23 protein-coding genes are annotated in these 24691 nt (G+C 52.9%); 12 read left to right on the top strand and 11 right to left on the bottom strand.

Translation table 11 applies throughout. The features are described 5' to 3' along the window. Positions 1-8 precede the first annotated feature (8 nt). From citF to rnk, 6 genes are all read left to right on the top strand, one after another. On the top strand, positions 9-1538 hold the full coding sequence (citF, locus tag ACLJQJ_RS01790) for a citrate lyase subunit alpha (RefSeq protein ID WP_063808921.1): 1530 nt from the start codon (positions 9-11) through the stop codon (positions 1536-1538). A gap of 3 nt (positions 1539-1541) precedes the next feature. Next, on the top strand, positions 1542-2093 hold the full coding sequence (gene citX / locus ACLJQJ_RS01785; protein ID WP_001236064.1) for a citrate lyase holo-[acyl-carrier protein] synthase: 552 nt from the start codon (positions 1542-1544) through the stop codon (positions 2091-2093). Then, positions 2065-2961 (top strand): triphosphoribosyl-dephospho-CoA synthase CitG, encoded by an 897-nt coding sequence (citG, locus tag ACLJQJ_RS01780; protein ID WP_000982657.1) that lies wholly within the window; start codon positions 2065-2067, stop codon positions 2959-2961. The genes citX and citG overlap by 29 nt, the downstream gene beginning before the upstream one ends. A gap of 37 nt (positions 2962-2998) precedes the next feature. Further along, on the top strand, positions 2999-4462 hold the full coding sequence (gene citT / locus ACLJQJ_RS01775) for a citrate/succinate antiporter CitT (protein ID WP_000059029.1): 1464 nt from the start codon (positions 2999-3001) through the stop codon (positions 4460-4462). Between the two features lie 109 nt (positions 4463-4571). Further along, a complete protein-coding gene (gene rna, locus ACLJQJ_RS01770) occupies positions 4572-5378 on the top strand; it encodes a ribonuclease I (protein ID WP_063814069.1) in 807 nt (268 codons plus the stop codon). Between the two features lie 234 nt (positions 5379-5612). Beyond that, positions 5613-6023: a nucleoside diphosphate kinase regulator gene (rnk, locus tag ACLJQJ_RS01765; protein ID WP_000089748.1), complete on the top strand. Its 411-nt coding sequence runs from the start codon at positions 5613-5615 to the stop codon at positions 6021-6023. Positions 6024-6105: 82 nt separating this feature from the next. Here the strand turns inward: rnk and ACLJQJ_RS01760 are convergent, their stop codons facing one another. Continuing rightward, a complete protein-coding gene (locus tag ACLJQJ_RS01760) occupies positions 6106-7344 on the bottom strand; it encodes a zinc-dependent alcohol dehydrogenase (protein ID WP_000646118.1) in 1239 nt (412 codons plus the stop codon). A gap of 222 nt (positions 7345-7566) precedes the next feature. Between ACLJQJ_RS01760 and uspG the strand changes: the two genes are divergently transcribed. After that, a complete protein-coding gene (gene uspG / locus ACLJQJ_RS01755; RefSeq protein ID WP_000278499.1) occupies positions 7567-7995 on the top strand; it encodes a universal stress protein UspG in 429 nt (142 codons plus the stop codon). 67 nt (positions 7996-8062) lie between these two features. Here uspG and ACLJQJ_RS01750 read toward each other — a convergent pair whose 3' ends face one another. The 6 genes from ACLJQJ_RS01750 to ahpC form a co-directional block, all read right to left on the bottom strand. Then, positions 8063-8830: a dimethyl sulfoxide reductase anchor subunit family protein gene (locus ACLJQJ_RS01750; RefSeq protein WP_063814067.1), complete on the bottom strand. Its 768-nt coding sequence runs from the start codon at positions 8828-8830 to the stop codon at positions 8063-8065. Beyond that, positions 8830-9387 carry a 4Fe-4S dicluster domain-containing protein gene (locus ACLJQJ_RS01745; RefSeq protein WP_001250381.1) on the bottom strand — a complete coding sequence of 186 codons (558 nt, stop codon included), beginning with the start codon at positions 9385-9387 and terminating at the stop codon, positions 8830-8832. The genes ACLJQJ_RS01750 and ACLJQJ_RS01745 overlap by 1 nt, the downstream gene beginning before the upstream one ends. Then, positions 9384-11663 carry a molybdopterin-dependent oxidoreductase gene (locus ACLJQJ_RS01740; RefSeq protein WP_023244775.1) on the bottom strand — a complete coding sequence of 760 codons (2280 nt, stop codon included), beginning with the start codon at positions 11661-11663 and terminating at the stop codon, positions 9384-9386. Before ACLJQJ_RS01740 ends, ACLJQJ_RS01745 begins: the two co-directional genes overlap by 4 nt. Beyond that, on the bottom strand, positions 11656-12216 hold the full coding sequence (locus ACLJQJ_RS01735) for a molecular chaperone (protein ID WP_000377428.1): 561 nt from the start codon (positions 12214-12216) through the stop codon (positions 11656-11658). The genes ACLJQJ_RS01740 and ACLJQJ_RS01735 overlap by 8 nt, the downstream gene beginning before the upstream one ends. A gap of 332 nt (positions 12217-12548) precedes the next feature. Next, on the bottom strand, positions 12549-14114 hold the full coding sequence (ahpF, locus tag ACLJQJ_RS01730) for an alkyl hydroperoxide reductase subunit F (protein ID WP_000887644.1): 1566 nt from the start codon (positions 14112-14114) through the stop codon (positions 12549-12551). 241 nt (positions 14115-14355) lie between these two features. Then, positions 14356-14919, bottom strand: coding sequence for an alkyl hydroperoxide reductase subunit C (gene ahpC / locus ACLJQJ_RS01725; RefSeq protein ID WP_000052802.1), 564 nt, complete (start codon positions 14917-14919; stop codon positions 14356-14358). A 440-nt stretch (positions 14920-15359) separates the two neighbouring features. On the opposite strand from ahpC, the gene dsbG reads away from it, so the two are divergent. The 4 genes from dsbG (at position 15360) to ACLJQJ_RS01705 (ending at position 19316) form a co-directional block, all read left to right on the top strand. Beyond that, positions 15360-16106: a thiol:disulfide interchange protein DsbG gene (gene dsbG / locus ACLJQJ_RS01720; protein ID WP_000597122.1), complete on the top strand. Its 747-nt coding sequence runs from the start codon at positions 15360-15362 to the stop codon at positions 16104-16106. 316 nt (positions 16107-16422) lie between these two features. Next, positions 16423-17325, top strand: coding sequence for a DNA-binding transcriptional repressor CitR (citR, locus tag ACLJQJ_RS01715; RefSeq protein ID WP_023216076.1), 903 nt, complete (start codon positions 16423-16425; stop codon positions 17323-17325). A gap of 165 nt (positions 17326-17490) precedes the next feature. Continuing rightward, on the top strand, positions 17491-18726 hold the full coding sequence (locus ACLJQJ_RS01710; RefSeq protein ID WP_023182267.1) for a phosphoadenosine phosphosulfate reductase: 1236 nt from the start codon (positions 17491-17493) through the stop codon (positions 18724-18726). Beyond that, positions 18699-19316 carry an IbrB-like domain-containing protein gene (locus ACLJQJ_RS01705; RefSeq protein ID WP_001164755.1) on the top strand — a complete coding sequence of 206 codons (618 nt, stop codon included), beginning with the start codon at positions 18699-18701 and terminating at the stop codon, positions 19314-19316. Before ACLJQJ_RS01710 ends, ACLJQJ_RS01705 begins: the two co-directional genes overlap by 28 nt. Here the strand turns inward: ACLJQJ_RS01705 and ACLJQJ_RS01700 are convergent, their stop codons facing one another. Next, on the bottom strand, positions 19317-20477 hold the full coding sequence (locus ACLJQJ_RS01700; protein WP_063808923.1) for a pyridoxal phosphate-dependent aminotransferase: 1161 nt from the start codon (positions 20475-20477) through the stop codon (positions 19317-19319). Positions 20478-20603: 126 nt separating this feature from the next. Here ACLJQJ_RS01700 and ACLJQJ_RS01695 point away from each other — a divergent pair, with 126 nt between their 5' ends. Continuing rightward, on the top strand, positions 20604-21692 hold the full coding sequence (locus ACLJQJ_RS01695; protein WP_063808924.1) for an oxidoreductase: 1089 nt from the start codon (positions 20604-20606) through the stop codon (positions 21690-21692). Between the two features lie 35 nt (positions 21693-21727). Here the strand turns inward: ACLJQJ_RS01695 and ACLJQJ_RS01690 are convergent, their stop codons facing one another. The 3 genes from ACLJQJ_RS01690 to entH form a co-directional block, all read right to left on the bottom strand. Beyond that, positions 21728-21925 (bottom strand): YbdD/YjiX family protein, encoded by a 198-nt coding sequence (locus ACLJQJ_RS01690; RefSeq protein ID WP_000460619.1) that lies wholly within the window; start codon positions 21923-21925, stop codon positions 21728-21730. Positions 21926-21988: 63 nt separating this feature from the next. After that, positions 21989-24094 carry a pyruvate/proton symporter CstA gene (gene cstA, locus ACLJQJ_RS01685; RefSeq protein ID WP_001043108.1) on the bottom strand — a complete coding sequence of 702 codons (2106 nt, stop codon included), beginning with the start codon at positions 24092-24094 and terminating at the stop codon, positions 21989-21991. A gap of 181 nt (positions 24095-24275) precedes the next feature. Next, positions 24276-24689: a proofreading thioesterase EntH gene (gene entH, locus ACLJQJ_RS01680; RefSeq protein WP_000637966.1), complete on the bottom strand. Its 414-nt coding sequence runs from the start codon at positions 24687-24689 to the stop codon at positions 24276-24278. Positions 24690-24691: the final 2 nt, after the last annotated feature.

The raw sequence follows: 24691 nt of genomic DNA, 5'->3' as shown, positions 1-24691 counted from the left end.
GCAAAAAAATGACGCAGAAAAATGAATCTCAACGCCAGGATCGCGTAGCCGCCTGGAGCCGTCACGCTGAAAGCGAACTGAGCGCTTACCAAAGTGCGGCAAAATTGGATCTACAAGCGCAAAAACCGCGCGACCACAAACTGTGCGCCAGCCTGGAAGAGGCCATCCGCCGTTCCGGTTTACGCGACGGCATGACGGTCTCCTTTCACCACGCGTTTCGCGGCGGCGATCTGACGATTAACCGGGTGATGGAAACCATCGCGAAGATGGGCTTCAAAAACCTGACCCTGGCCTCCAGTTCGCTGAGCGACTGCCACGCGCCGCTGGTTGAACACATTCGTAACGGGGTGGTCAGCCGCATCTACACGTCAGGCCTGCGCGGCCCGCTGGCGGAAGAAATTTCTCGCGGCCTGCTGGCTGAGCCGGTTCAGATTCACTCCCACGGCGGTCGTGTACATCTGGTACAAAGCGGCGAACTCAATATTGATGTTGCGTTTCTTGGCGTGCCCTCCTGCGATGAATTCGGTAATGCTAACGGTTATACCGGCAAAGCCTGTTGCGGTTCACTGGGCTACGCGATGGTGGATGCCGACAGCGCGAAGCAGGTCGTGATGCTGACGGAGCAACTGCTGCCGTATCCGCATAACCCGGCAAGCATCTCTCAGGATCAGGTTGATCTGATCGTGCAAATCGAAGAAGTCGGTGATGCAAACAAAATCGGCGCTGGCGCGACCCGCATGACCACTAATCCGCGTGAACTGCTGATCGCCCGCAGCGCGGCGGAAGTCATTGCTCACTCCGGCTACTTCAACGAAGGTTTCTCCCTGCAAACCGGCACCGGCGGCGCATCGCTGGCGGTCACCCGCTTCCTGGAAGACAAAATGCGTAGCCGCAACATTGTGGCTAATTTCGCGCTGGGCGGTATCACCGCCACCATGGTCGACCTGCATGAAAAGGGCTTAATCCGCAAACTGCTTGACGTGCAGAGCTTCGATCGTAACGCTGCGCAATCTTTGGCCCGCAACCCGAACCATATCGAAATCAGCGCTAACCAGTACGCCAACTGGGGCTCTAAAGGCGCTTCCGTCGACCGTCTGGACGTGGTGGTACTGAGCGCGCTGGAAGTAGACACCCACTTCAATGTTAACGTGCTGACCGGCTCCGACGGCGTTCTACGCGGCGCGTCCGGCGGCCACTGCGATACCGCCGTCGCGGCGGCGCTGTCCATCATCGTCGCGCCGCTGGTGCGCGGTCGCATCCCAACGCTGGTTGATAACGTCACCACCTGCGTCACACCAGGCTCCAGCGTCGACATTCTGGTCACCGATCACGGTATCGCCGTCAACCCGGCGCGTCCGGAGCTGGCTGAACGACTGCAAGCAGCGGGAATGAAAGTGGTATCGATTGAGTGGCTGCGCGAACGCGCGCAACTGCTTACCGGTCAGCCCCGCCCTATCGAATTCACCGACCGCGTGATTGCTGTCGTGCGTTATCGCGACGGTTCAGTGATCGATGTGGTGCATCAGGTGAAGGAATAAGCCATGCGCCTGTTTCCTGAACTCGCCACCTGTCACGACGTTTCTATTCCTGAGCTGCTCGCCAGCCGGGATGAGAGACAAGCAAGACAGCGCGCCTGGCTAACGCGCCACGCCACTCCACTGGTCTCCTTTACCGTGGTGGCGCCAGGCCCGATAAAAGACAGCGCGTTAACCCGCCGGATCTTTAATCACGGCGTGACTGCCCTGCACACGCTGGCAGAAGAGTATGGCTGGACCATCCGGGAGCAGGCTGCACTGGCTTCCGCCAGCGGGCCGGAAGGGCTGCTGGCGATTGACGCGCCCGCTCAGGCGCTCAAACAGGCGACCATCGCACTTGAACAGCGTTATCCACTGGGGCGCCTGTGGGATATCGATGTCCTGACGGCGGAAGGCGAAATACTCTCCCGCCGCCATTTCGCGCTTCCCGCCCGCCGCTGTCTGCTGTGCGGGCAAAGCGCGGCTGAATGCGCGCGGGGTAAAACCCACGCGCTGACTGATTTACTGACTCATATGGAGGCGCTGCTGCATGATGCCGATTCCCGCCAACCCGACTAACGCCTCCATTCAGCCTCAGTCGCTGTATGACGCCTGGGCCGATTTGGCCTGGCGCGCCATGCTGACCGAGGTAAATTTATCGCCAAAACCCGGTCTGGTAGACCGACTAAATTGCGGCGCGCACAAAGATATGGCGCTGGCGGATTTTCACCGCAGCGCGGAGGCGATTCGACACTGGCTGCCGCGCTTTATGGAATATGGCGCCAGCTGCACGCGCCTGCCGCCAGAGTCAGTTCTGGCGGGCCTGCGTCCATTGGGGATGGCCTGTGAAGCAGCGATGTTTCGCGCAACGGCGGGCGTCAATACCCACAAAGGCAGCATTTTCTCGCTGGGGTTACTGTGCGCCGCCATTGGCCGCCTGTATCAGCTACGCCAGCCGATCGCCGCAGAAACACTCTGCGCTACCGCCGCCGATTTTTGCCGCGGCCTGACCACGCGCGAACTGCGCCAGAACAACCTACAGCTCACCGCAGGTCAGCGGCTGTATCAGCAACTGGGATTAACCGGCGCGCGCGGTGAAGCGGAAGCGGGCTATCCGCTGGTCATCCGCCACGCGTTGCCGCACTACCGCGCATTGCTGGCGCAGGGGCGCGATCCCGAACTGGCGCTGCTTGATACCTTACTGCTGCTGATGTCGCTTAACGGCGATACCAACGTCGCGTCGCGCGGCGGGGCGGACGGTCTGCGCTGGTTACAGCAGCAGGCTGCGGTCTTATTACAGCAGGGCGGCATACGGACGCCTGACGATCTCGTTTATCTCCACCGGTTCGATCAGCAATGCATTGAACGCAATCTCAGCCCAGGCGGTAGCGCCGATCTGCTGATCGTGACCTGGTTTTTAGCGCAAATTTCGCAAGTTAATCATTAACACAATTATAGAAAATATCCTTTCCGGAGAGTCATTTATGTCTTTATCCAAAGATAATATATGGAAGTTGTTGGCCCCATTAGTGGTGATGGGCGTCATGTTGCTAATTCCTGTTCCAGATGGTATGCCGCCGCAGGCCTGGCACTATTTTGCGGTTTTCGTCGCGATGATTGTCGGTATGATCCTGGAGCCGATCCCGGCGACAGCGATCAGTTTTATCGCCGTAACCATTTGCGTGATCGGCAGCAATTACCTGCTATTTGACGCTTCAGAACTGGCCGATCCGGCGTTTAAAGCCAGTAAACAGGCGCTGAAATGGGGGCTTGCCGGTTTCTCCAGCACCACGGTCTGGCTGGTTTTCGGCGCGTTTATTTTCGCGCTGGGCTACGAAGTGACCGGGCTGGGGCGCCGCATTGCGCTGTTTCTGGTAAAATTCATGGGTAAACGCACGCTGACGCTCGGCTATGCGATTGTCATTATCGATATTTTGCTGGCGCCGTTTACTCCCTCCAATACGGCTCGTACCGGCGGGACTGTCTTCCCGGTCATCAAGAACCTGCCGCCGCTGTTTAAATCGTTTCCAAACGATCCTTCCGCACGCCGCATCGGCGGTTATTTGATGTGGATGATGGTGATCAGTACCAGCCTGAGCTCTTCGATGTTTGTCACTGGCGCGGCGCCAAACGTGTTAGGTCTGGAGTTCGTCAGCAAGATCGCCGGCGTCCAGATTAGCTGGCTGCAGTGGTTTCTCAGCTTTCTGCCGGTAGGGATTATTTTACTGATCGTTGCGCCGTGGCTCTCCTATGTGCTTTATAAACCTGAAGTGACCCACAGTGCGGAAGTCGCAGCCTGGGCTGGCGGCGAGTTAAAAAACATGGGGCGTCTGTCCCGCAAAGAGTGGACGCTGATTGGCCTGGTGCTGCTTAGCTTAGGATTGTGGGTTTTTGGTGGAAAAATCATCAACGCCACTGCCGTGGGTCTGCTGGCCGTCTCGCTGATGCTGGCGCTGCATGTTGTGCCGTGGAAAGACATTACGCGCTACAACAGCGCCTGGAACACCCTGGTAAACCTCGCTACGCTGGTGGTCATGGCCAATGGCTTAACCCGCTCCGGCTTTATTGACTGGTTCGCCAATACCATGAGTACGCATCTGGAAGGTTTCTCGCCGGATGCAACCGTGATTGTACTGGTACTGGTGTTCTATTTCGCGCACTACCTGTTCGCCAGCCTTTCCGCTCACACCGCGACCATGCTGCCGGTCATTCTGGCGGTGGGTAAAGGCATTCCGGGCGTTCCGATGGAACAACTGTGTATTCTGCTGGTGCTGTCTATCGGTATCATGGGCTGTCTGACGCCGTATGCCACCGGCCCTGGTGTGATTATCTACGGCTGCGGTTACGTGAAATCCAGAGACTACTGGCGGCTTGGCGCAATCTTTGGCGTTATCTATATCGCGATGCTGTTGCTGGTGGGCTGGCCGATTCTGGCAATGTGGAATTAAACATTACGCCAACGTAGGTTAAAAATGATGCCGTTCAGGTTCACCTGAGCGGCATTTTTTATGATTAAATGGGTAACATTCATAATGTGTATAAATTATCGAATTCATCATGAACACAATATGGCATTACAGTCCGCTGCTGGCTGCCCTCTTAACTCCAATTTTTGCCGCCAACGCCGACGAACTTCAGGCGCAACAGTACGGTGATTTCACTGACTATGTGCTGGCGCTTTCCTGGCAAACCGGTTTTTGTCAAAGCCAGCATGAACGCCGCCATCGGGAACCCGATGAGTGCCGTCTGCAAAAAGAGCCAGTCAACAAAGCAGACTTTCTGACCGTCCACGGCCTGTGGCCAGGATTACCCAAATCTATCGCCGCACGCGGTGTTGACCAGCGACGCTGGCAGCGCTTTGGTTGTGCGACGCGGCCAATCCCGAATCTGCCTGAAGTCAAGGCCAGCCGGAAATGCTCCGCCCCCGCCCCCGGACTTTCGCCTGACATCGCGGCAGCGCTTAAGGAAGTGATGCCCGGCGCGGGGGGGAATTCCTGTCTGGAGCGCTACGAATATGCCAAACATGGTGCCTGTTTCGGGTTTGATCCCAATGCCTATTTCGGCACCATGATACGGCTGGATAAGGCGATAAAAGACAGCGCGCTGGGGCAGTTTCTGGCGGATAATTACGGCAAAACCGTTAGCCGCGCTGAGTTTGATAGCGTCGTCGCACAAATGTGGGGCCAGGATAATGTCAAAGCCGTTAAAGTAAACTGCCATGGCAATCCCGCCTATTTAACAGAGATTCAGTTTTCATTAAAGGCGTCGATGATTAACGCGCCGCTCTCCTCTGCCTCATTCCTGCCGCAGCCGCATCCCGGCAACTGCGGGAAACAGTTTATTATCGATAAAGCCGGTTATTGACGAAGCAGAGGTTTAAAACCGTAGCCACATTTGAGAACACGCCCGAATGTAGACTAAAATTCACTCAGGGCTATGACGTTTGAGGATTTACCCGAATGTGAACTAAATCACTTCAAAGACGGGGTAAGTCTCAGTATCATCATGAGAGTTAAACCCTCGCCGCCAGACGGTGAGGGTTTTCTTTTGGGACCATTTACCTGCACTACTCGCAGTATCGATGACATGGAGTAAGAAATGTCCAGACCCACTATTATCATTAACGACCTTGACGCCGAACGTATTGATCGTCTTCTGGAACAGCCTGCGTATGCGGATCTGCCGATTGCCGACGCGCTCAACGCCGAACTGGATCGCGCGCAAATGTGTTCCCCACAAGAGATGCCGAACGATGTCGTCACCATGAACAGCCGCGTTAAATTCCGCAATTTGAGCGATGGTGAAACACGCGTGCGGACGCTGGTGTATCCCGCCAATATGACGGATAGCAGTACCCAGCTTTCGGTAATGGCGCCCGTCGGCGCGGCGTTGCTGGGACTGCGCGTCGGCGACACCATTCACTGGGAACTGCCGGGCGGCGCCTCCACCCATCTCGAAGTGCTGGAACTCGAATATCAGCCTGAAGCCGCGGGCGACTTCCTGCGTTAAACCATCTGCATAAGCGTTAATGCGTTTACACAGAGGATGCCTGCGCATCCTCTTTCCGTTAGCCCTTTCATTGCTGCCTGTTTCAGACAACGCCGCCTGGCATCGGGTTGATTACTCCCGTCGCCTGTTTCTGCGCCGCTTGTGCCGACGTCGCTCCCGGCACCAGGATAACCTTCCGGCACTCTTCTTCGCGTTTTTCGAAAATTTCGTAGCCGCGCGCCGCCTCTTCAAACGGCATATAGTGCGTGACAATCTCCTCCGGCTTCAGCAACCCTTTTTCAATAAGCGGTAATAATTCCCCCAGCCACGCGTGAACATGGGTTTGACCCATTTTAAAAGTTAGCCCCTTATCAAAGGCGTCGCCAAATAAAAAGCCGTGAATAAAACCGGCATACACGCCGGGCACGCTGACCACGCCGCCGCGTCTGACCGCCGCGATACATTGTCGCAGCGCTTTGCCGCTGCTGCCTTCCAGTTTAAGGTTCGTCAGCACCGTCTCCGTCATGCTGCCTTTCGCTTCAAAGCCTACGGCATCAATTACCGCGTCCACGCCGCGGTGTCCTGCCGTCTGCTCAATGATTTTTTCCGCCGGATCGTTCTCATCATCGAAGTTGATCGGTATCGCGCCGTAACGTTCTTCGGCGAAACGCAGGCGCCAGGCATGGTGATCAACGACGAAGATCTGCTCCGCGCCCAGCAGTCGCGCACAGGCGATAGTCAGTAATCCTACCGGCCCTGCGCCAAAAACCGCCACGCTGGAACCTTGCTGAATCTGAGCATTTTTTGCCGCCTGCCAGGCGGTAGGCAAAATATCAGAAAGAAACAGCGCTTTATCGTCAGATAACAGCGGCGGCACCTTAAATGGACCGACATTACCTTTTGGCACGCGAACATATTCGGCCTGTCCGCCGGGAACGCCGCCATACAGATGGCTATACCCAAACAGCGCCGCCGGTGGCGGGATCTGTTTTTTATTCATCGCCGCGCCGTGTCCGTCGTTAGTGTTTTCACACGCTGAATATTGCTGTAGCCGACAGAAAAAACAGTCACCACAGGCAATGACAAACGGGATAACGACCCGATCTCCTTTTCGAATATTCTTCACATCATGTCCGGTTTCCACCACCTCGCCCATAAACTCATGGCCGAAAATATCGCCATGTTTTACCTGTGGGATCTTGCCGCGATAGAGATGCAAATCAGATCCGCAAATCGCGGTGGCGGTAACACGCAAAATGATATCGTCAGGCTGCTCAATGCCAGGATCGGGTACGTTTTCAACCTTTACGTGATGTGGACCGTGATACGTCAATGCTTTCATGCAGCCTCCGGAGTAACGGTGAATGTTGCGTTCGACTATAAAAGGGTAGCTATCCCGGAGAGACTGCCGGAAAAACAGGCGGCTTTAGGATTTTTCCTGGAAAATACACGACTTTTTTAACGTCAGGTTGTCGCAATATTTAAAATTGCCAGACAAATAGCAGAAAGAAACATTATTATATGCTTGAATAAATTCAGTATTGATTAACAGGGAGTAACGGGTATGTATAAGACAATCATTATGCCGGTTGATGTTTTTGAAATGGAACTTAGCGATAAAGCCATTCGCCACGCTGAGTTTCTGGCGCAACAGGATGGCGTCATTCATCTGTTGCATGTACTGCCTGGGTCCGCGAGCATGAGTCTGCACCGCTTTGCCGCCGACGTGCGTCGCTTTGAAGAACATTTACAGCATGAGGCGGAAACGCGTCTGCAAACGATGGTGGGACACTTCAGTATCGATCCTTCACGAATTAAAACGCATGTTCGCTTTGGTAGCGTGCGCGATGTCGTCAATGAGATGGGCGAAGAACTGGATGCGGATGTCGTGGTAATCGGTTCGCGTAATCCGTCCATCACGACACACCTGTTGGGGTCTAACGCCTCAAGCGTGGTGCGCCATGCAACGCTGCCGGTATTGGTTGTGCGTTAACTCTGGCGGCTAAAAACTGACACGCCCTGCCAGGTCACGCCTGGCAGGGCTTTTTACTGCATCATCGTTAGTACAAATGCCCGATATTCACAATAGTACTCACCGTGTCGCCAAAAAAGACCAGCCGACTCAGAAATACGCCAACGAATAACAAGACGAACAGGAGTTTCGAGCGCGAATCACCGTGACGGCTGGCGACAAAAGCGAGCGCAAGGCAGACCAGGCTTGCCAGATAAAACGGGGAAGCCAGCCATGAACGAGCCGTCATCTGCATTACCGTTCCACCGCTTAACCACACCAGCGGCGCCGCGATAAGTACCGCGATACACACCACAATTCCCTGGCGTAACGCAGGAACGGCAGGCCTGAGTTTTAACAGCGGAATCGCCGCGCAACCCATGACCCATACCGTAATAAAAAATAACAGCATGGTAAATCCATTAGCGATAGCTACCATCGCTGGCGCGGCGTAGGTCATCCCCTGCACCGCCACCAGTAACACGCCGAACACGGAGGCGATAAGAGCCATCGCTTTATGTCCCTTTGCCAGGAACGTTACGCCGACCGCTGCGCCAAACAACGTGGCGCCAAGGATTTCCCGACTTAACCAGGCATGTCGCAGGTTAATCAGCGCATTATAAGCGCGATCGGGATGCGCCAGATGCAGAATCGCGGCAATAGACGCCAGTGCCAGCACCAGCCCGGTGACCAACCAATAGAAACGCTGGCCTTCCACTTCACCACGCAGCGTACGCCATGTCAGTACCAAAGCCATCCCGACAGACATCTGGCTTAATACCGTAAAAAACACCAGCGGCAGTTCATATTTTTCCATTACTTGTCCTCCGGCTGCTTAGGCTGGCGCGCCAGAATAAAGCGCGTTCCTGGATTAAGCTGTGGCATATGCGGGAACCCTGGCGGATACTGCACCGCATTATCGGGCACAGGATCGGCATCCAAATCGATAATCGACAAGGCACCCACCGGACAGGCGTTTACGCACGCCGGATTCATACCGATATCAAGACGCTCGTAGCACATACTGCATTTTTCCGCTTTACGTGTCTCTTCATTAAAACGCGGCGCGCCATAAGGACAGTTACGAATACAGTTTTTGCAGCCAATGCAGCGCTCAGGGTTATGCACCACCACCCCATCTTCACGTTTGGTATAGGCTTCGACCGGACAGGCGGCGACGCAGGCCGGATGTTCGCAGTGGTTACAGGCCAGCGAGTAAAACGCCCGCTCTTCATGTGGATAGATGTCTTTATCCAACGGATAAACGTAGCGCCAGAAGCGATCCGGCTCCAGTTGGTTAAAGCTTTTACACGCCATAGCACAGCCGCGGCAGCCGATGCACTTATCGCTATTCACTAAAAACGCACGTCTCATGCTACGGATTCCCCTTTACCGATCAATACAACGTCAGCAAACTGACTGTGGATAGCGGCGCCCGGCGCGCCAGTTTTCATCAGCCCCATATCAGCAGGCGTATCGGCCACGACGTTTTGCACGTTGTACTGCCGTTTCGGGAACCACGCTTCATACATCACCAGAAAATCTTCCGGCACGTTGGTGGTGACTTTTGCCCGCAGCTCAACTTCACCGGTGCCATTGAAAACTTTGACCAGATCGTTCTCACTGATGCCCTTTTTCTTCGCGGAAGAAGGATGGATATAAACGAACGGTTCCGGGTAGAACACCTGCATCCAGTCCAGGTTGATAAACTGCGAGTGCAGGCCAAACTGCACGTGCGGCGTAAACAGATGGAACGGCAGTTTGCTCTCGGCTTCCGGTTTGTATTCCGGCAGCGCGGTGTGGCCGTTTTTCTCCGCCAGTTCAGATTTAAATTCATACTTGCCTGACGGCGTTTTGAACTTGCGGTCGTACCAGGCGGCAGAACTTGGCAGGATCGCTTTTTTTGGCCCGTCCAGCAGATCGTCCCAGGAAGAGATGCCGAACATTTTCGCCATACCGTCGTTGAACTCCTGATCCAGCCAGCGCTTGTGATCGAACTCTTGCGGGAAGGTACAGGAACCCGGCGCCATCTTATTAATGGTGCGCGACAGCATGGTAGCGATTTCGAGATCGCATTTTGCTTCATACATCGGCTTAATCGCCGGCTGATTAATGGAAAGCCAGTAGTGCCAGTAAGAAGCATCCACGTTCCACTCTTCAAACGCGGTGGTAACAGGCAGCACGATATCAGCGTGTTGCACCGTTTCGTTGAAGAACTGATCGGCGCAGACCACCATTTCCAGCTTTTCAAACGCTTTTTTCATCTTGCTGCGATCGAAATCCTGGGCAAACGGGTTTTTACAGGCGACCCACAGCATACGAACCGGCGGATCGTTGGCCTCCAGAATCCCCTGCGCCGTCTGGTTGATATTCAGAGAGCGATCGGAGTACTGCACGGCGTCGCTGCCAGCGGCAGCCCCGAATTCACTGGTGGTGCCCGCCGCTCCCGGTATGCCAATAGCGCCCACCGGCGGCTTCTGCAGCATGGCGTTATAGTTAAAGCCCCAGGTATGCAGATGGCCATAACGCGCGCCGCCGCCTTCGACACCGATGTTGCCGGACATAGCGACAAAGGCGTCGATAGCGCGAACGTTGGCGCCGCCGTTGACATGACGCTGCATCCCGTAACCAATCCAGACCGTGGCCGGCTTAACCGCCGTAAACTCTTCCGCCAGCTGGCGAATGACATCCGCAGACAGGCCGCAGATTTCTGCCGCCCATTCCACGGTGACGTTATTGCGCAGATAGGCTTCAAATTCCGGATAGCCATGAGCATCGTTGTTGACAAAATCCTGATCCACCAGGCCTTTATCCACCAGATGACGCGCCATTCCCAGCGCCAGCGCGCCGTCTGAGCCAGGCCGCACGCGCAGGTAGAGATCGGCTTTGGCGGCAGTCTGCGACAGCAGCGGGTCGATAACCACGACCTTCGCCCCTTTCTCGCGCGCCTGATAGATATACTTCATGCTGTGCATTGAGCACCAGGCCGGGTTGGCGCCCCAGATAATGATGTATTTCGCTTTCACCATATCTTCCGGGTCGTTACACCACATGTCGCCCATGTCGTAGTTTTGCGCGTCGATACCGGCAGGCCAGCACGGCGTACCGGCAAAACGGGTGGTGTAGCCAAGCGAGGACATCATCCCTTCAACGGCATAGTTCAGCACGCCAAACTTACCGGAATATTTGGTCAGCGCCAGACCGAGCATAGAACCGTCTTTTTTCTTAATCTCCAGCATTTTGGCGGCAATGCGCTGCATCGCCTCTTCCCATGAGATGCGACGCCAGTTGCCGCTACCGCGAACGTCCTGCGCCATGGGATATTTAATACGATCGGGGCTATAAACCCGGCGCGGATAGCTTAACCCTTTGACGCAAGGGGTACCGTGAGTAAATGTTGATTCCGGCGCGCCTTCCACGAAAGTAATGACCCCGTCCTTTACCCACGTCTTGAGGCTACAGGTGTCATAGCAGTTACGCGGACACGCGTTACGATAAATTTTGTACGTTTTAGGGTTAAAGGGAACAGGCGGCTGCGCAAGCGCGCATCGGGAGGTCAGTAATCCTCCGGGTAAAGCCGCAACGGCGCCCAGTGCCACTATCCCCTTTAAAAAAGAACGTCTGTTCAGATGTCCTGTCTCATTACTCATATTGATACTCTCGTTTTAATTCATCAAGCCAATAAAATAAGATGTCCGCCACCGTATATAACGTGGTCGTTTGTGCATGAGTTTTTATTTTTTCGATATATAATGGCACCCACTTTGTTAAATAGTTATTGATATATTGAGTGAGAGTAGAGCGGTATGGTGACGTTTGCCGGGTATTAGCCAGTAATAGTGTGGTCAATTCCAGCACGCAGGAAATATGATCGTCAGGAATATTGCTCTCCTGATTAACCGATAATCCCAACGCTGCCATAAACTCCCGTATCTCCAGCGTCGCCTTTCCCATCACCAGCGCATCATCTTCCAGATACACTGAAGCGAAAGGCGCAGCCAGCAGCTTGCCAGGGCCGACGAATAGCGCATTAAAGTCATACTCCGCTTCCAGCCACGCCCGGTCGGTAAGGTTTACCGCAGCAGAGGGATTTAATCTCACGTAGGCAGATTTCAGTGAATGACTATCATGAGAATTAAAAAAATCACGCAATGTAAGCCCTGTTTTTTCTAATTCCGTCAGTGATTCATAGATTGAATCCATGAATAAATAACCTCACATACAAATGCAATATAAATCAAGAAAAAAGAATGGGCATGTTAACGGAAGCGCTTAATCTTTCTTTGATAAAAAAACAGAAAAATTCCAGTTAAATCCGTAGAAGGCTTTTTTATTGTTTCAAAGTTTAAAAACAGAAGACCGTTGAAATAAAAAACCGTCTGTTATTAACAGACGGTTTCAGAGTATTGATAATGAAGAAGGTGTTTTACCCGGTGACGTTCCCCAGGCATAAACACCGCAGGCCCGAATAGCTTACACTATCGGGCCATTTACGATGGCCAGTTAACTGACCTTGCAGGTGTGCTTACTTCTTTTTATGCGATTTTGGTGCGAATCAGATAATCAAAGGCGCTCAACGAGGCTTTCGCCCCTTCGCCTGTGGCGATGATAATCTGTTTGTAAGGAACAGTGGTACAATCGCCTGCGGCGAAGACGCCCTTAACGCTGGTTTCACATTTGGCGTCAATAATGATCTCGCCCATGCGGTTACGCTCAAGCGCGCCTTCCAGCCAGTGGGTATTCGGCAACAGACCAATCTGCACAAAAATCCCTGCCAGCGCGACGCTATGAATATCGCCGCTGACACGGTCACGATACTCCAGCCCCACCACTTTCGAACCGTCGCCCTTCACTTCTGTCGTTTGCGCATTCAAAATGATATCGACATTTTTCAGGCTACGCACTTTGTCCTGTAGCACCTGATCCGCCTTCATCTCCGGCGCGAACTCCAGCAACGTAACATGTTCTACAATACCTGCCAGATCGATAGCCGCTTCAACGCCAGAGTTGCCGCCGCCGATGACCGCCACACGCTTCCCTTTAAATAACGGACCGTCGCAGTGCGGACAATAGGTGACGCCTTTGGTGCGATACTGATCCTCGCCCGGCACATTCATATTGCGCCATTTCGCGCCGGTGGCGATGATGATACTACGCGCTTTCAATACTGCGCCGGACGCCGTTTCAATCTGATGCAGGCCGCCTTCTGTCGCGGCCGGAACCAGTTTACTTGCGCTCTGGCTGTCGATAACGTCAACGTCGTAATCGCTGACATGCGCTTTCAGCGCGCCCGCCAGTTTTTGGCCTTCGGTTTTCGGCACCGAGATATAGTTTTCGATATCCACGGTATCCAGCACCTGACCGCCGAAGCGCTCGCCCATCAGACCGGTACGGATGCCTTTGCGCGCCGAGTAGACCGCCGCCGCCGCGCCCGCCGGGCCGGAGCCGACAATCAGTACGTCATACGCATCGCGTTTGTTCAGCGCTTCCGCCGCGCGTTTTTCTGCGCCAGTATCCACTTTAGCGACAATCTCGGTCAGAGTCATACGTCCCTGGCCGAACTCTTTACCGTTAACAAATACCGCCGGAACGCCCATCACGTTACGTTCGGTGATTTCGTTCTGGAAGGTGCCGCCATCAATTGCCGTATGTTTAATACGCGGGTTCAGCACCGCCATCAGGTTCAGCGCCTGCACTACGTCCGGGCAGTTATGGCAGGAGAGTGAATAATAAGTTTCGAATTCAAAATCGCCGTCAATATCGCGAATCTGCTCCAGCAGCGACTGCGCTTCTTTTGACGGATGACCGCCGGTCCACAGCAGCGCCAAAACCAGCGAGGTAAATTCGTGGCCCAGCGGAGAACCGGCAAAGCGCGGCCCCTGCTGAGAACCTGGATTCGTAATCAGGAAAGACGGCTTGCGCACCGGCAGAGTATTGTCTTCTTTAAACGTGACTTTGTCGGACAGCTCGGCGATTTCAGCCAGCAGTTCCTTGATTTCCGCCGATTTAGCGCTGTCATCCAGCGTGGCAATCAGCTCAACAGGTTTGGTCAGTTTCTCAAGGTAAGCCCTGAGCTGGGTTTTCATATTTGTGTCGAGCATTCTTCTTCCCTCTCTGAAAACATCATCATGCAAGCCGACTTCGCGGGACTGCATTAATGCAACTTGCGTCATGGTGCTGAAATGAAATGGGCGCAGGTGCGCCCATGACTGAAACAATTTCCAAAGTATTTCACGTCAGAGTAAGACGGCTAGCCTGAGAATCCCCGGGAGCTTACTGAAGTAAGTGACCGGGGTGAGCAGGCGACGCCAACGCAGCTATGGCGTGAAAGACGACGGAAATTTAGATTTTACCGACCAGGTCTAAAGATGGAGCCAGAGTCGCTTCACCTTCTTTCCATTTCGCCGGGCATACTTCGCCTGGGTGAGCGGCAACGTACTGTGCTGCTTTAATTTTACGCAGCAGGTCAGACGCGTCACGGCCGATACCTTCAGCGGTAACTTCGATCGCCTGGATAATACCCTGCGGGTCAACAACAAAGGTCGCACGGTCTGCCAGACCTTCATCTTCACGCATGTTGTCGAAGTTACGGGTCAGGGCGCCAGTCGGGTCGCCGATCATCGCATATTTGATTTTTGCGATAGTTTCAGAGCTGCTGTGCCATGCTTTGTGCGTGAAGTGAGTATCGGTTGAGACGGAATAAACGTCTACGCCCAGCTTCTGCAGTTCTTCGTAATGGTCGGCAACGTCACCCAGTTCAGTCGGGCAAACAAAGGTAAAATCGGCCGGGTAGAAGAAGAAGACGCTCCAGCGGCCTTCGGTATCTTTCTCGGTGACTTCAATGAATTCACCGTTTTTGAACGCCTGGTTTTTGAAAGGTTTGATTTTGGTGTTAATTAAGGACATCTATACTTCCTCCGTGTTTTCGTTGAGGAGTAAGTTAACGAAATTTTGCTGATTCGGCTAATGCGTTTCCATTATCAAATCAATAAGCGTTAACTAACAACCCGATTCGGGCGACATTGTGAACACTGCGCCCTGTCAGCCATCTAAAGTAAAAAGGCCGCCTGACAGGCGGCCCCATTACCTGAACTACCCGTAGGTAACTTCAGAGCCAGTACGACTCGTCTTGCAAATTACAGACGTATTGTCTGCAACTCGAAATCCATAGCGTATATGCTGGCTAAGTGTTGCGCTCTACATTACCTTAACAAAGGCTGTAACAGCGAAAAGGATTACATCACCCCAGCATAGAAAGGGCAATCCCGGCACGCCAGCTCTTACCTATGTCTGTGATAGGCATCATCATTAATACTCTTTTCGCTTTGATCTTAAAAGGAAAAAATATGATTAAACGTACATTGCTGCTTGCTATGCTGCCCATTCTCGCCCACGCGGAAGAACTGCCTGCGCCGGTTAAAGCCATTGAAAAACAGGGCATAACTATCCTGAAATCCTTCGAGGCGCCGGGGGGCATGAAGGGCTATCTCGGAAAGTATCAGGATATGGGCGTCACGATTTACCTGACGCCGGACGGCAAACACGCGATTTCCGGCTATATGTATAATGAAAAAGGTGAAAATCTTAGCAACGCCCTGATAGAAAAAGAGATCTATGCACCGGCCGGACGTGAAATGTGGCAGAAAATGGAAAAAGCGTCATGGATACTCGACGGTAAAAAAGACGCGCCGGTGGTGCTGTATGTCTTCGCCGACCCTTTCTGCCCCTATTGTAAGCAGTTTTGGCAGCAAGCTCGCCCGTGGGTCGAATCCGGCAAGGTACAATTACGTACGTTACTGGTCGGCGTGATTAAACCGGAAAGCCCGGCCACAGCCGCAGCGATTTTAGCCGCGAAAGACCCGGCGAAAACCTGGCATGACTACGAAGCCTCCGCAGGAAAGATGAAGCTGGAGGTTCCGGCGTCCATCCCCCCGGCGCAGATGAAAGTCATTAATCAGAATCAGCAGTTAATGGACGATCTTGGCGCTAACGCGACGCCAGCAATTTATTACATGAATAAAGATAAGATTTTGCAACAGGTTGTGGGTTTACCGGAAAAAGCGCAACTGGACGCCATGATGGGGCAGCCTTAACGCAGAAATTAGCAAGGCAGAAGCTTAACCGTACCCCGCCCGATAGCGCTGCGTTTGTCGGGCCAACCTCTTCCTGGCATTAACGCGACGCCAGACCAGCATGTCATCCGGCACAGCCTTTTTAGACTAACGGCGTGATTATAAAAGTGTACGTTATGTCCGCCTTTACTGTGATTATTTACTCGCTAAAATATTCATAACTGTGGTATTTTAGTTTAAATAAACTCTACATTAAGTTTAATAAACATAACTCTGGTAAATTATTGAGATTAAGTCATAATCATGAAAGATACCATGATTATGCCAGGAAGATACTATGGCTAACCTTTACGACCTTAAAAAATTTGATCTTAACTTGTTGGTTATATTTGAATGTATCTATCAACATTTAAGCATTAGCAAAGCAGCAGAAACACTCTATATTACACCTTCTGCCGTAAGCCAGTCATTGCAACGCCTGCGCACGCAATTCAACGATCCTCTATTTATTCGTTCAGGTAAAGGAATTACGCCTACCGTAACAGGCATTAATTTACATTATCATTTAGAAAATAACCTTAACAGCCTGGAACAAACTATTAATATAATGAATCAGTCCAGCCTGAAGAAAAAGTTTATTATCTACAGCCCACAGCTGTTGATCACCCAATATGTGATGAGATTAGTTAAATATATCCGCAAAGATCCACAGGTTGAAATTGAACATCACGACATTTTGACCACTGACGAACAGCCTGAAGATCTGCTTGCCTACCGCAAAGCAGATGTTGTGGTTTCATCGGCCCCACTGAATAATCGTTCTATTGTTTGTTCTCACTTTAATAGGATGGAATGTATCCTTGTTTGCAGTGAAAACCATCCCCGACTAGGCGACACCGCCACTATCGACGAAATTCTACAAGAGTCATTTACGCAACTCGTCGCCCGGGCAAGCGGTATAAAAGAGTATCATTCACTTATAGATGATGTGCTGGGGGAAAGAATAATTGGTTTCAGAAGCAAATCGCTGATGACCATCGCCAACGCCATCAGCTCCACGGAGCTTATTGGTTTTTTACCAGAATCACTTGTTGACTATTACTCTTCCTCTATCAAACTTAAAAAAGTCACTACACCTTTTACCATTGCTCCCATACAGCTCTATCTTATGTATAATAGAGCTTCGCTGAATAATAGTGGATTTGCTGAGCTCATTGAGCACATCACAAAAAAGCATTAATAAGAAGGTCAGATAACAGGTGTTAATATAAATTCAATGTATATATTTATGGGATATATTTATTTTACAAATATAATAAAGCATTGCAAGTTCATCTAATCCGCTTATCCTTTATGTTAATTATTTCGAATATACTGTAGTTAACACATCGGAGACTATCCAGAGATGTCGGTTTATAAAGTTCCACTTGAGCAAAATGTTCTGGAAGCGGCTCAAGAGCGTATAATGTGGACCCTGGAAACCTTACCCCGGGTCTGCGTCTCATTTTCTGGTGGTAAAGATTCAGGACTTATGTTGCACCTGACGGCAACGTTGGCGCGCAAAATGAATAAAAAGATCCATGTTCTCTTCATTGACTGGGAAGCGCAATTCTCCTGTACCATCGCCTATATTGAATCGTTACGTGAATACTACGCGGACGTTATTGAGCGTTTTTATTGGGTCGCATTACCCTTAACCACACAAAATTCCCTTTCACAATACCAGCCGGAGTGGCAGTGTTGGCAACCGGGTGCCGACTGGGTACGACAACCGCCAGAAGATGCGATTACCGATCCGGCCTTTTTTTCCTTTTATCAACAAGGCATGACCTTTGAACAGTTCGTTCGCGATTTTGCCGACTGGTTTTCAGAAAAACGTCCTGCCGCTATGCTGGTCGGTATTCGTTCCGACGAATCCTATAACCGATTTGCCGCTATCGCTAACTCGCATAAGCTGCGCTTTGCCGACGATAAGCCCTGGACCACGTTAGCCCCTAAGGGGCACACCTGGTATATCTATCCCATCTATGACTGGAAAACCGCAGATATCTGGACCTGGTTCGCCAAAACAGGTAAACCCTGTAACCCTTTGTATAATTTGATGTATCAGGCTGGCGTACCACCCCGTTACATGCGTATTTGCGAACCGTTCGGCCCGGAACAACGACAGGGGTTATGGCTGTATCATGTTATCGAACCTGAGCGCTGGGCGGCCATGTGCGCCAGAGTCAGCGGCGCACTCAGCGGAGGAATATACGCCGGACAAGACAGCCATTTTTATGGCCACCGGAAAATTTTAAAACCCGATCACCTTAACTGGGAAGAGTACGCGCTGCTCCTGCTACACAGTATGCCTGAAGTCACTGCCGAACATTACCGTAATAAAATCGCCGTTTATTTGCAGTGGTATAAGAAAAAAGGCATGAACACTATTCCACAGACGCAGCATGGCGATATCGGATCGCGCGATATTCCGTCATGGCGACGGATCTGCAAAGTATTACTGAACAATGATTACTGGTGCCGGGCGCTGTCATTCAGTCCGACAAAACCTAAGAATTACCAGCGTTATAACGAACGTATGAAAGCTAAACGCCAGGAATGGGGGATCTTATGCAACACCGACTCACAACCGAAATAACTCACTTTCTCTCTGAACTGCCTGAAGAGGAGAGGATCGCCGCCATTAATGAATTTAGAATGGCGATACATAGCGTTAGTCCTTTTCGCGATGAGCCTGTCGATTGTGTCCTGTGGGTGAAAAACGATCATATTTCACCTAATGACTACAACCCGAATAACGTTGCGCCGCCGGAGAAAAAACTGCTGCTTAAATCGATTGAACAAGATGGGTTTACGCAGCCGATCGTGGTGGTAAAGGCCGATGCCGAGGAGTACGAGATTGTGGACGGTTTTCACCGCCATGAGCTGGGCAAAGGAAAAGCGGCCCTGAAAAGGCGTCTGAAAGGCTACCTGCCGATAACGTGTCTGGACAGAGAACGTCACGAACGTATGGCGGCAACCATTCGGCATAACCGCGCGCGCGGGCGTCACCAGATCCACGCCATGTCAGAAATCGTGCGCGAACTTTCTCTGCTAGGCTGGGACGAGAGCAAAATCGGCCAGGAGTTAGGTATGGACGCCGATGAAGTCCTGCGCCTGAAACAGATCAACGGCCTGCAGGAGCTTTTTGCAGACCGTCGATTCTCCAGAGCGTGGACGGTTAAATAACTACAGTTTACACAGGCGCTCTGCGGCGGCCAGCAGCGTTGATTCCTGTTTAGCGAAACATAAACGTATAAGCTGATGCGGGAAAGAGGCGGCGCAAAAGACAGAAAGCGGAATAGCGGCGACACCGACTTCTTCGGTTAGCCACTGACAAAACTCAACGTCATTTAGCGTCGACACTGCGCTGTAATCGATTAACAGAAAATAGGTACCTTCACAGGGCAGCACTTTTAATCGGCTTTGCGCCAGCGCGTTAACCAGCACATCGCGTTTTTTCCGGTAAAAATCGGGTAACGCGCGATAGTGTTCCGGCGCGGCGCGCAGCATATCCGCCAGCGCCAGTTGCGCCGGCGTATTGACGCAAAACGTCAGGTACTGATGAACTTTGCGTATTTCGGCGCTAATGGCCGCAGGCGCAACGCAGTAACCAATCTTCCATCCTGTCATATGAAAGGTTTTACCAAACGATGAAACGGCAACCGCCCGCTCTCGTAACTGAGGGTGCGCCAATACGCTGGCATGACCTTCGACGGCAAAACAAATATGTTCGTACACTTCATCGCTTAACACATAAATTTCCCGCTCGCCGATAGCCTGCCACAGCGCCTCGATATCCTCCTGACGCCAGACGGTAGCGGTGGGATTATGCGGCGTATTGAGGATCACTAGCCGCGTGCGCTCGCTAAGCAACGCCGAAAACGCCTGCCAGTCGACGCGAAAATGCGGCGGCGTAAGCGCTATGCGTTTTAACACGCCGCCGGAAAGCGCCACGGCCGGGGCATAGCTGTCGTAACTGGGATCGAAACAGATAACCTCATCCCCTGCCCGCACCAGCGCGGTAATCGCCGCATACAGCGCTTCTGTCGCGCCCGCCGTGACGGTGATATCACTTACGTCATCGGGTCGATAACCATATATTTCCGCCGTTTTATCGGCTATGGCCTCCCTCAGCGCCTGCGCGCCTGTCATCGGCGCATATTGATTCGCGCCCTGCGCGACATGATAAGCCAACCGCTCGTGCAAATAAGAAGGACCATCAAAATCAGGGAAGCCTTGCGACAAATTTATTGCCTGATGTTTCTGCGCCAGCGCGCTCATTTGCGTAAAAATCGTGGTGCCAAGATTGGGCAATTTGCTTTTTGGAATCAGTGGGTTATTTCTCATTATCTTCATACCCGCCAGTGATGTGGTTATTGACACACTATCACAGGGTGTTAGTATTTGGCAATCAAGACGTTTAGATGTCTAAATATAATAACAACGGTGAGAAGACCCTGAGGACAACACAACATGAACCACACTGAGATCCGCGTCGTTACCGGCCCGGCGAATTATTTTTCCCATGCAGGAAGCCTCGAAAGACTGACCGACTTTTTCACGCCGGAACAGCTTTCCCACGCCGTTTGGGTGTACGGCGAACGCGCGATTGCCGCCGCCCGGCCTTACCTGCCGGAAGCGTTTGAACGTGCTGGCGCAAAGCATCTGCCGTTTACCGGCCATTGTAGCGAACGCCATGTTGCCCAACTGGTGCACGCCTGCAACGACGATCGTCAGGTGGTGATAGGCGTCGGCGGCGGCGCGCTGCTCGATACCGCCAAAGCGCTCGCCCGCCGTCTGGCGCTGCCGTTTGTCGCTATCCCGACAATCGCGGCAACCTGCGCCGCCTGGACACCGCTTTCCGTCTGGTATAACGACGCGGGACAGGCGTTACAGTTCGAAATTTTTGATGATGCCAATTTTCTGGTGCTGGTCGAACCGCGCATTATTCTGCAGGCGCCCGATGACTATCTGTTAGCTGGCATTGGCGATACGCTGGCGAAATGGTATGAAGCCGTTGTGCTTGCGCCGCAGCCTGAAACATTGCCATTGACCGTAAGGCTGGGCATTAACAGCGCGTGCGCTATTCGCGATCTCCTGCTGGACAGCAGCGAACAAGCATTAGCGGATAAACAGCAGCGTCGGCTGACCCAGGCATTTTGCGACGTGGTGGATGCGATTATTGCTGGCGGCGGTATGGTCGGCGGCCTTGGGGAACGCTATACCCGTGTCGCCGCCGCCCATGCGGTACACAACGGTCTGACCGTCCTGCCGCAAACGGAAAAATTCCTGCACGGAACGAAAGTGGCTTATGGCATTCTGGTGCAAAGCGCGCTACTGGGACAAGATGACGTGCTGGCGCAATTGATTGCAGCATACCGGCGATTTCATCTGCCGGCCCGGCTTAGCGAACTGGACGTGGATATTAATAACACCGCCGAGATCGATAGGGTAATCGCGCATACCCTGCGCCCGGTCGAATCCATCCACTATTTACCGGTGACGTTAACGCCAGACACCCTGCGTGCGGCGTTTGAAAAAGTTGAATTTTTCAGAATATAGCCTGGTGACGTTGCGTTTATCAGGCCTGGCAACCCTCAGCAGCAACGCGCGCCGCCTTTTCCACCATAGCGCGCATCCTGCCGCTCGCGGAAAAATTCTTCATAGGTCATCGGCGTCTGATCCGGATGCGTTATGCGCATATGCTCAACATAGTTGTCGTAGTCTGGCACGCCAATCATCATTTTTGCGGCCTGTCCCAGATATTTTCCGGCTTTCGAAAGCGTATCGAACATCGTTGTCACCTGTCATCCAAATGCCCTCTCCTTATTCTGGAGAGGGCTATTGATGTAAAAAGATTAGTGCGCGCCTTTCGCCTGCGTCACGATCTCATCCACATTTTCCGGCATCGGCTCATACGGCGTTTCATTCGCCGTCGGTTTATCAATTTTCAGAGCGGCCAGCGCCGTCTTAATAGAGAAGACCGCCAGCACCACGACCACCACCATAAAGAAGATGGTTAGCCCGGCATCCAGACGGTTATTGAATACCAACTGCGCGAGCTGCGATTCGGTGTACTGCGGCGGAATATTGCCGCTGTCGATCATCGCCTGGAACTTATTGGCAATGGCCAGGAAGCCGATTTTCGCATCCGGACTAAACGCTTTCTGCCAGCCCGCCGTCAGCGTACAAATCAGCAGCCAGGCCGTTGGCACCAGCGCGACCCACGCATAACGCTGACGCTTCATTTTGAACAGTACCACGGCGCAAAGCATCAGCGCCATCCCCGCCAGCATCTGGTTAGCGATGCCAAACAGCGGCCACAGGGTGTTAATACCGCCCAACGGATCGACCACGCCCTGATGGAGGAAATACCCCCACGCCAGCACGCACAATGCCGTAGCAAGCAGGTTCGCTGGCAGCGAATCGGTACGTTTCAGCCCTGGCGACACTACGCCCAACAAATCCTGCAACATAAAGCGCGCCGCACGGGTACCCGCATCCACCGCCGTCAGAATAAACAGCGCTTCAAACAGAATGGCGAAGTGATACCAGAACGCCACATCCATCATGCCGCCCAACGCGCCATGTAAAATGTAGGCCATCCCTACCGCCAGCGTTGGCGCACCGCCTGCGCGGGAGATAATGGATTGTTCGCCGACTTCATTGGCAATCTGGTGTAACGTATCCGGCGTGATAGCGAAACCCCAACTACTGACCACCTGCGCGGCAGAAGCTACGACATCCGCTGTCCCCGCTGGCGCCAGTACCGCCATCGGGCTATTCATCGCAAAGTAAACGCCCGGATCGATAATACAGGCGGAGACCAGCGCCATAATGGCGACGAAAGATTCCATTAACATCCCGCCGTAGCCGATAAAGCAGGCCTGGCCTTCGTTGGCCAACATCTTCGGCGTCGTGCCGGAGGAGATGAGCGCATGGAAACCGGAGACCGCGCCGCAGGCGATGGTAATAAACAGGAACGGGAACAGGTCGCCCGTCCAGACCGGTCCGGTACCATCAACAAATTTGGTCAGCGCCGGCATAGTCAGCGTCGGACGCATAATCAGAATCCCGACCGCCAGACCGACAATCGTACCAATTTTCAGGAAGGTAGAGAGGTAATCACGCGGCGCGAGCAGCAGCCAGACCGGCAGTACCGCCGCGACAAAACCATAACCCACCAGCATCCAGGTAAGCTGCACGCCAGTAAAATCAAAGTACGGCGCCCAGGTTGGGCTTGCCGCCACCCATCCGCCGGAAATAATAGCGAAAATAAGAAATACCAGCCCAATGACCGACACCTCGCCGATGCGCCCCGGACGCAGATAACGCAGGTAGATGCCCATAAAAATCGCCAGTGGAATAGTGAACGCGACAGTGTACGTTCCCCACGGGCTATGGGTCAGCGCTTTCACCACGATCATCGCCAGGACGGCCAGAATGATCACCATGATCATAAAGCAGGCCACCAGCGCGATCACCCCTGCCGTCGCGCCCATCTCCTCTTTAACCAACTCGCCAAGCGAACGCCCATCGCGCCGGGTCGAGACGAACAGCACCATAAAGTCCTGCACCGCTCCCGCCAGCACGACGCCCGCCAGCAGCCAGATCATCCCCGGCAGATAGCCCATCTGCGCCGCCAGTACCGGCCCGACCAGCGGACCTGCGCCAGCAATGGCCGCAAAATGGTGACCAAAAAGCACTTTCTTATCGGTCGGGACATAATCCAGACCATCATTATGACGTACCGCGGGCGTCATACGCGTTGGGTCAACCGCCAGCACTTTTTTGGCGATATAGAGCCCATAAAAACGATACGCAATAAGATAGACACAGACCGACGCCACCACGATCCATAGCGCGTTGATCTGTTCCCCACGATTTAACGCAATATAGCCCAGGGCAAACGCACCCAATACTGAGAGCGCTGTCCAGACGAGGTATTTCCCTGATTTATTCATAGTTGTTGTCCGTTTGGGTGTTCCAGAGAGATGTTACATTTTGTTTCTATAACACCTTTACCGTAATTAACAACACAACAACATGATAAAACCGTATCGTTACCCATTTTTTACATTACAGTGTTAACCAGATCACTTCCTTTCTTCGTTAATGCTGCAATTGCATTTTACTTTGCCAGAACTATCCCATTACCGCCGTTCCCAGGCGACAGGTGCAGCAGCGCCTCCCCTGCTCGTCAAAGAGCGTAATTTCCCAGCTTTGATTCTGCCGCCCCAGATGCAGCGGCAGGCAAACGCCGCGTACTTTCCCCTGCGAGACGGCGCGGTGGTGGGTGGCGTTTAACTCGGTCCCGACCACGCACTGCCCGTCGCGGGTCATCAGATAACCCGCCATTGATCCTAACGTCTCCGCCAGCGCTGCCGATGCGCCGCCGTGTAGCAGACCAAATGGTTGATGAGTGCGGGCATCGACGGGCATTTCCGCCTCCAGCACGTCATCGCCCAGACGGGTGTAAACAATGCCCAGATGCGCCACCAGCGTGTTCTGACTGGTAGCGTTCAATTCATCCAGCGTTAAGTGCCGTTTCCAGATCATCG

It is taken from the genome of Salmonella sp. SAL04202, assembly GCF_046550775.1.
GTDB lineage: Bacteria > Pseudomonadota > Gammaproteobacteria > Enterobacterales > Enterobacteriaceae > Salmonella > Salmonella enterica.
The sequence above is the reverse complement of the archived record's forward strand: the minus strand, read 5'-3'. Positions and strand labels throughout refer to the sequence as shown.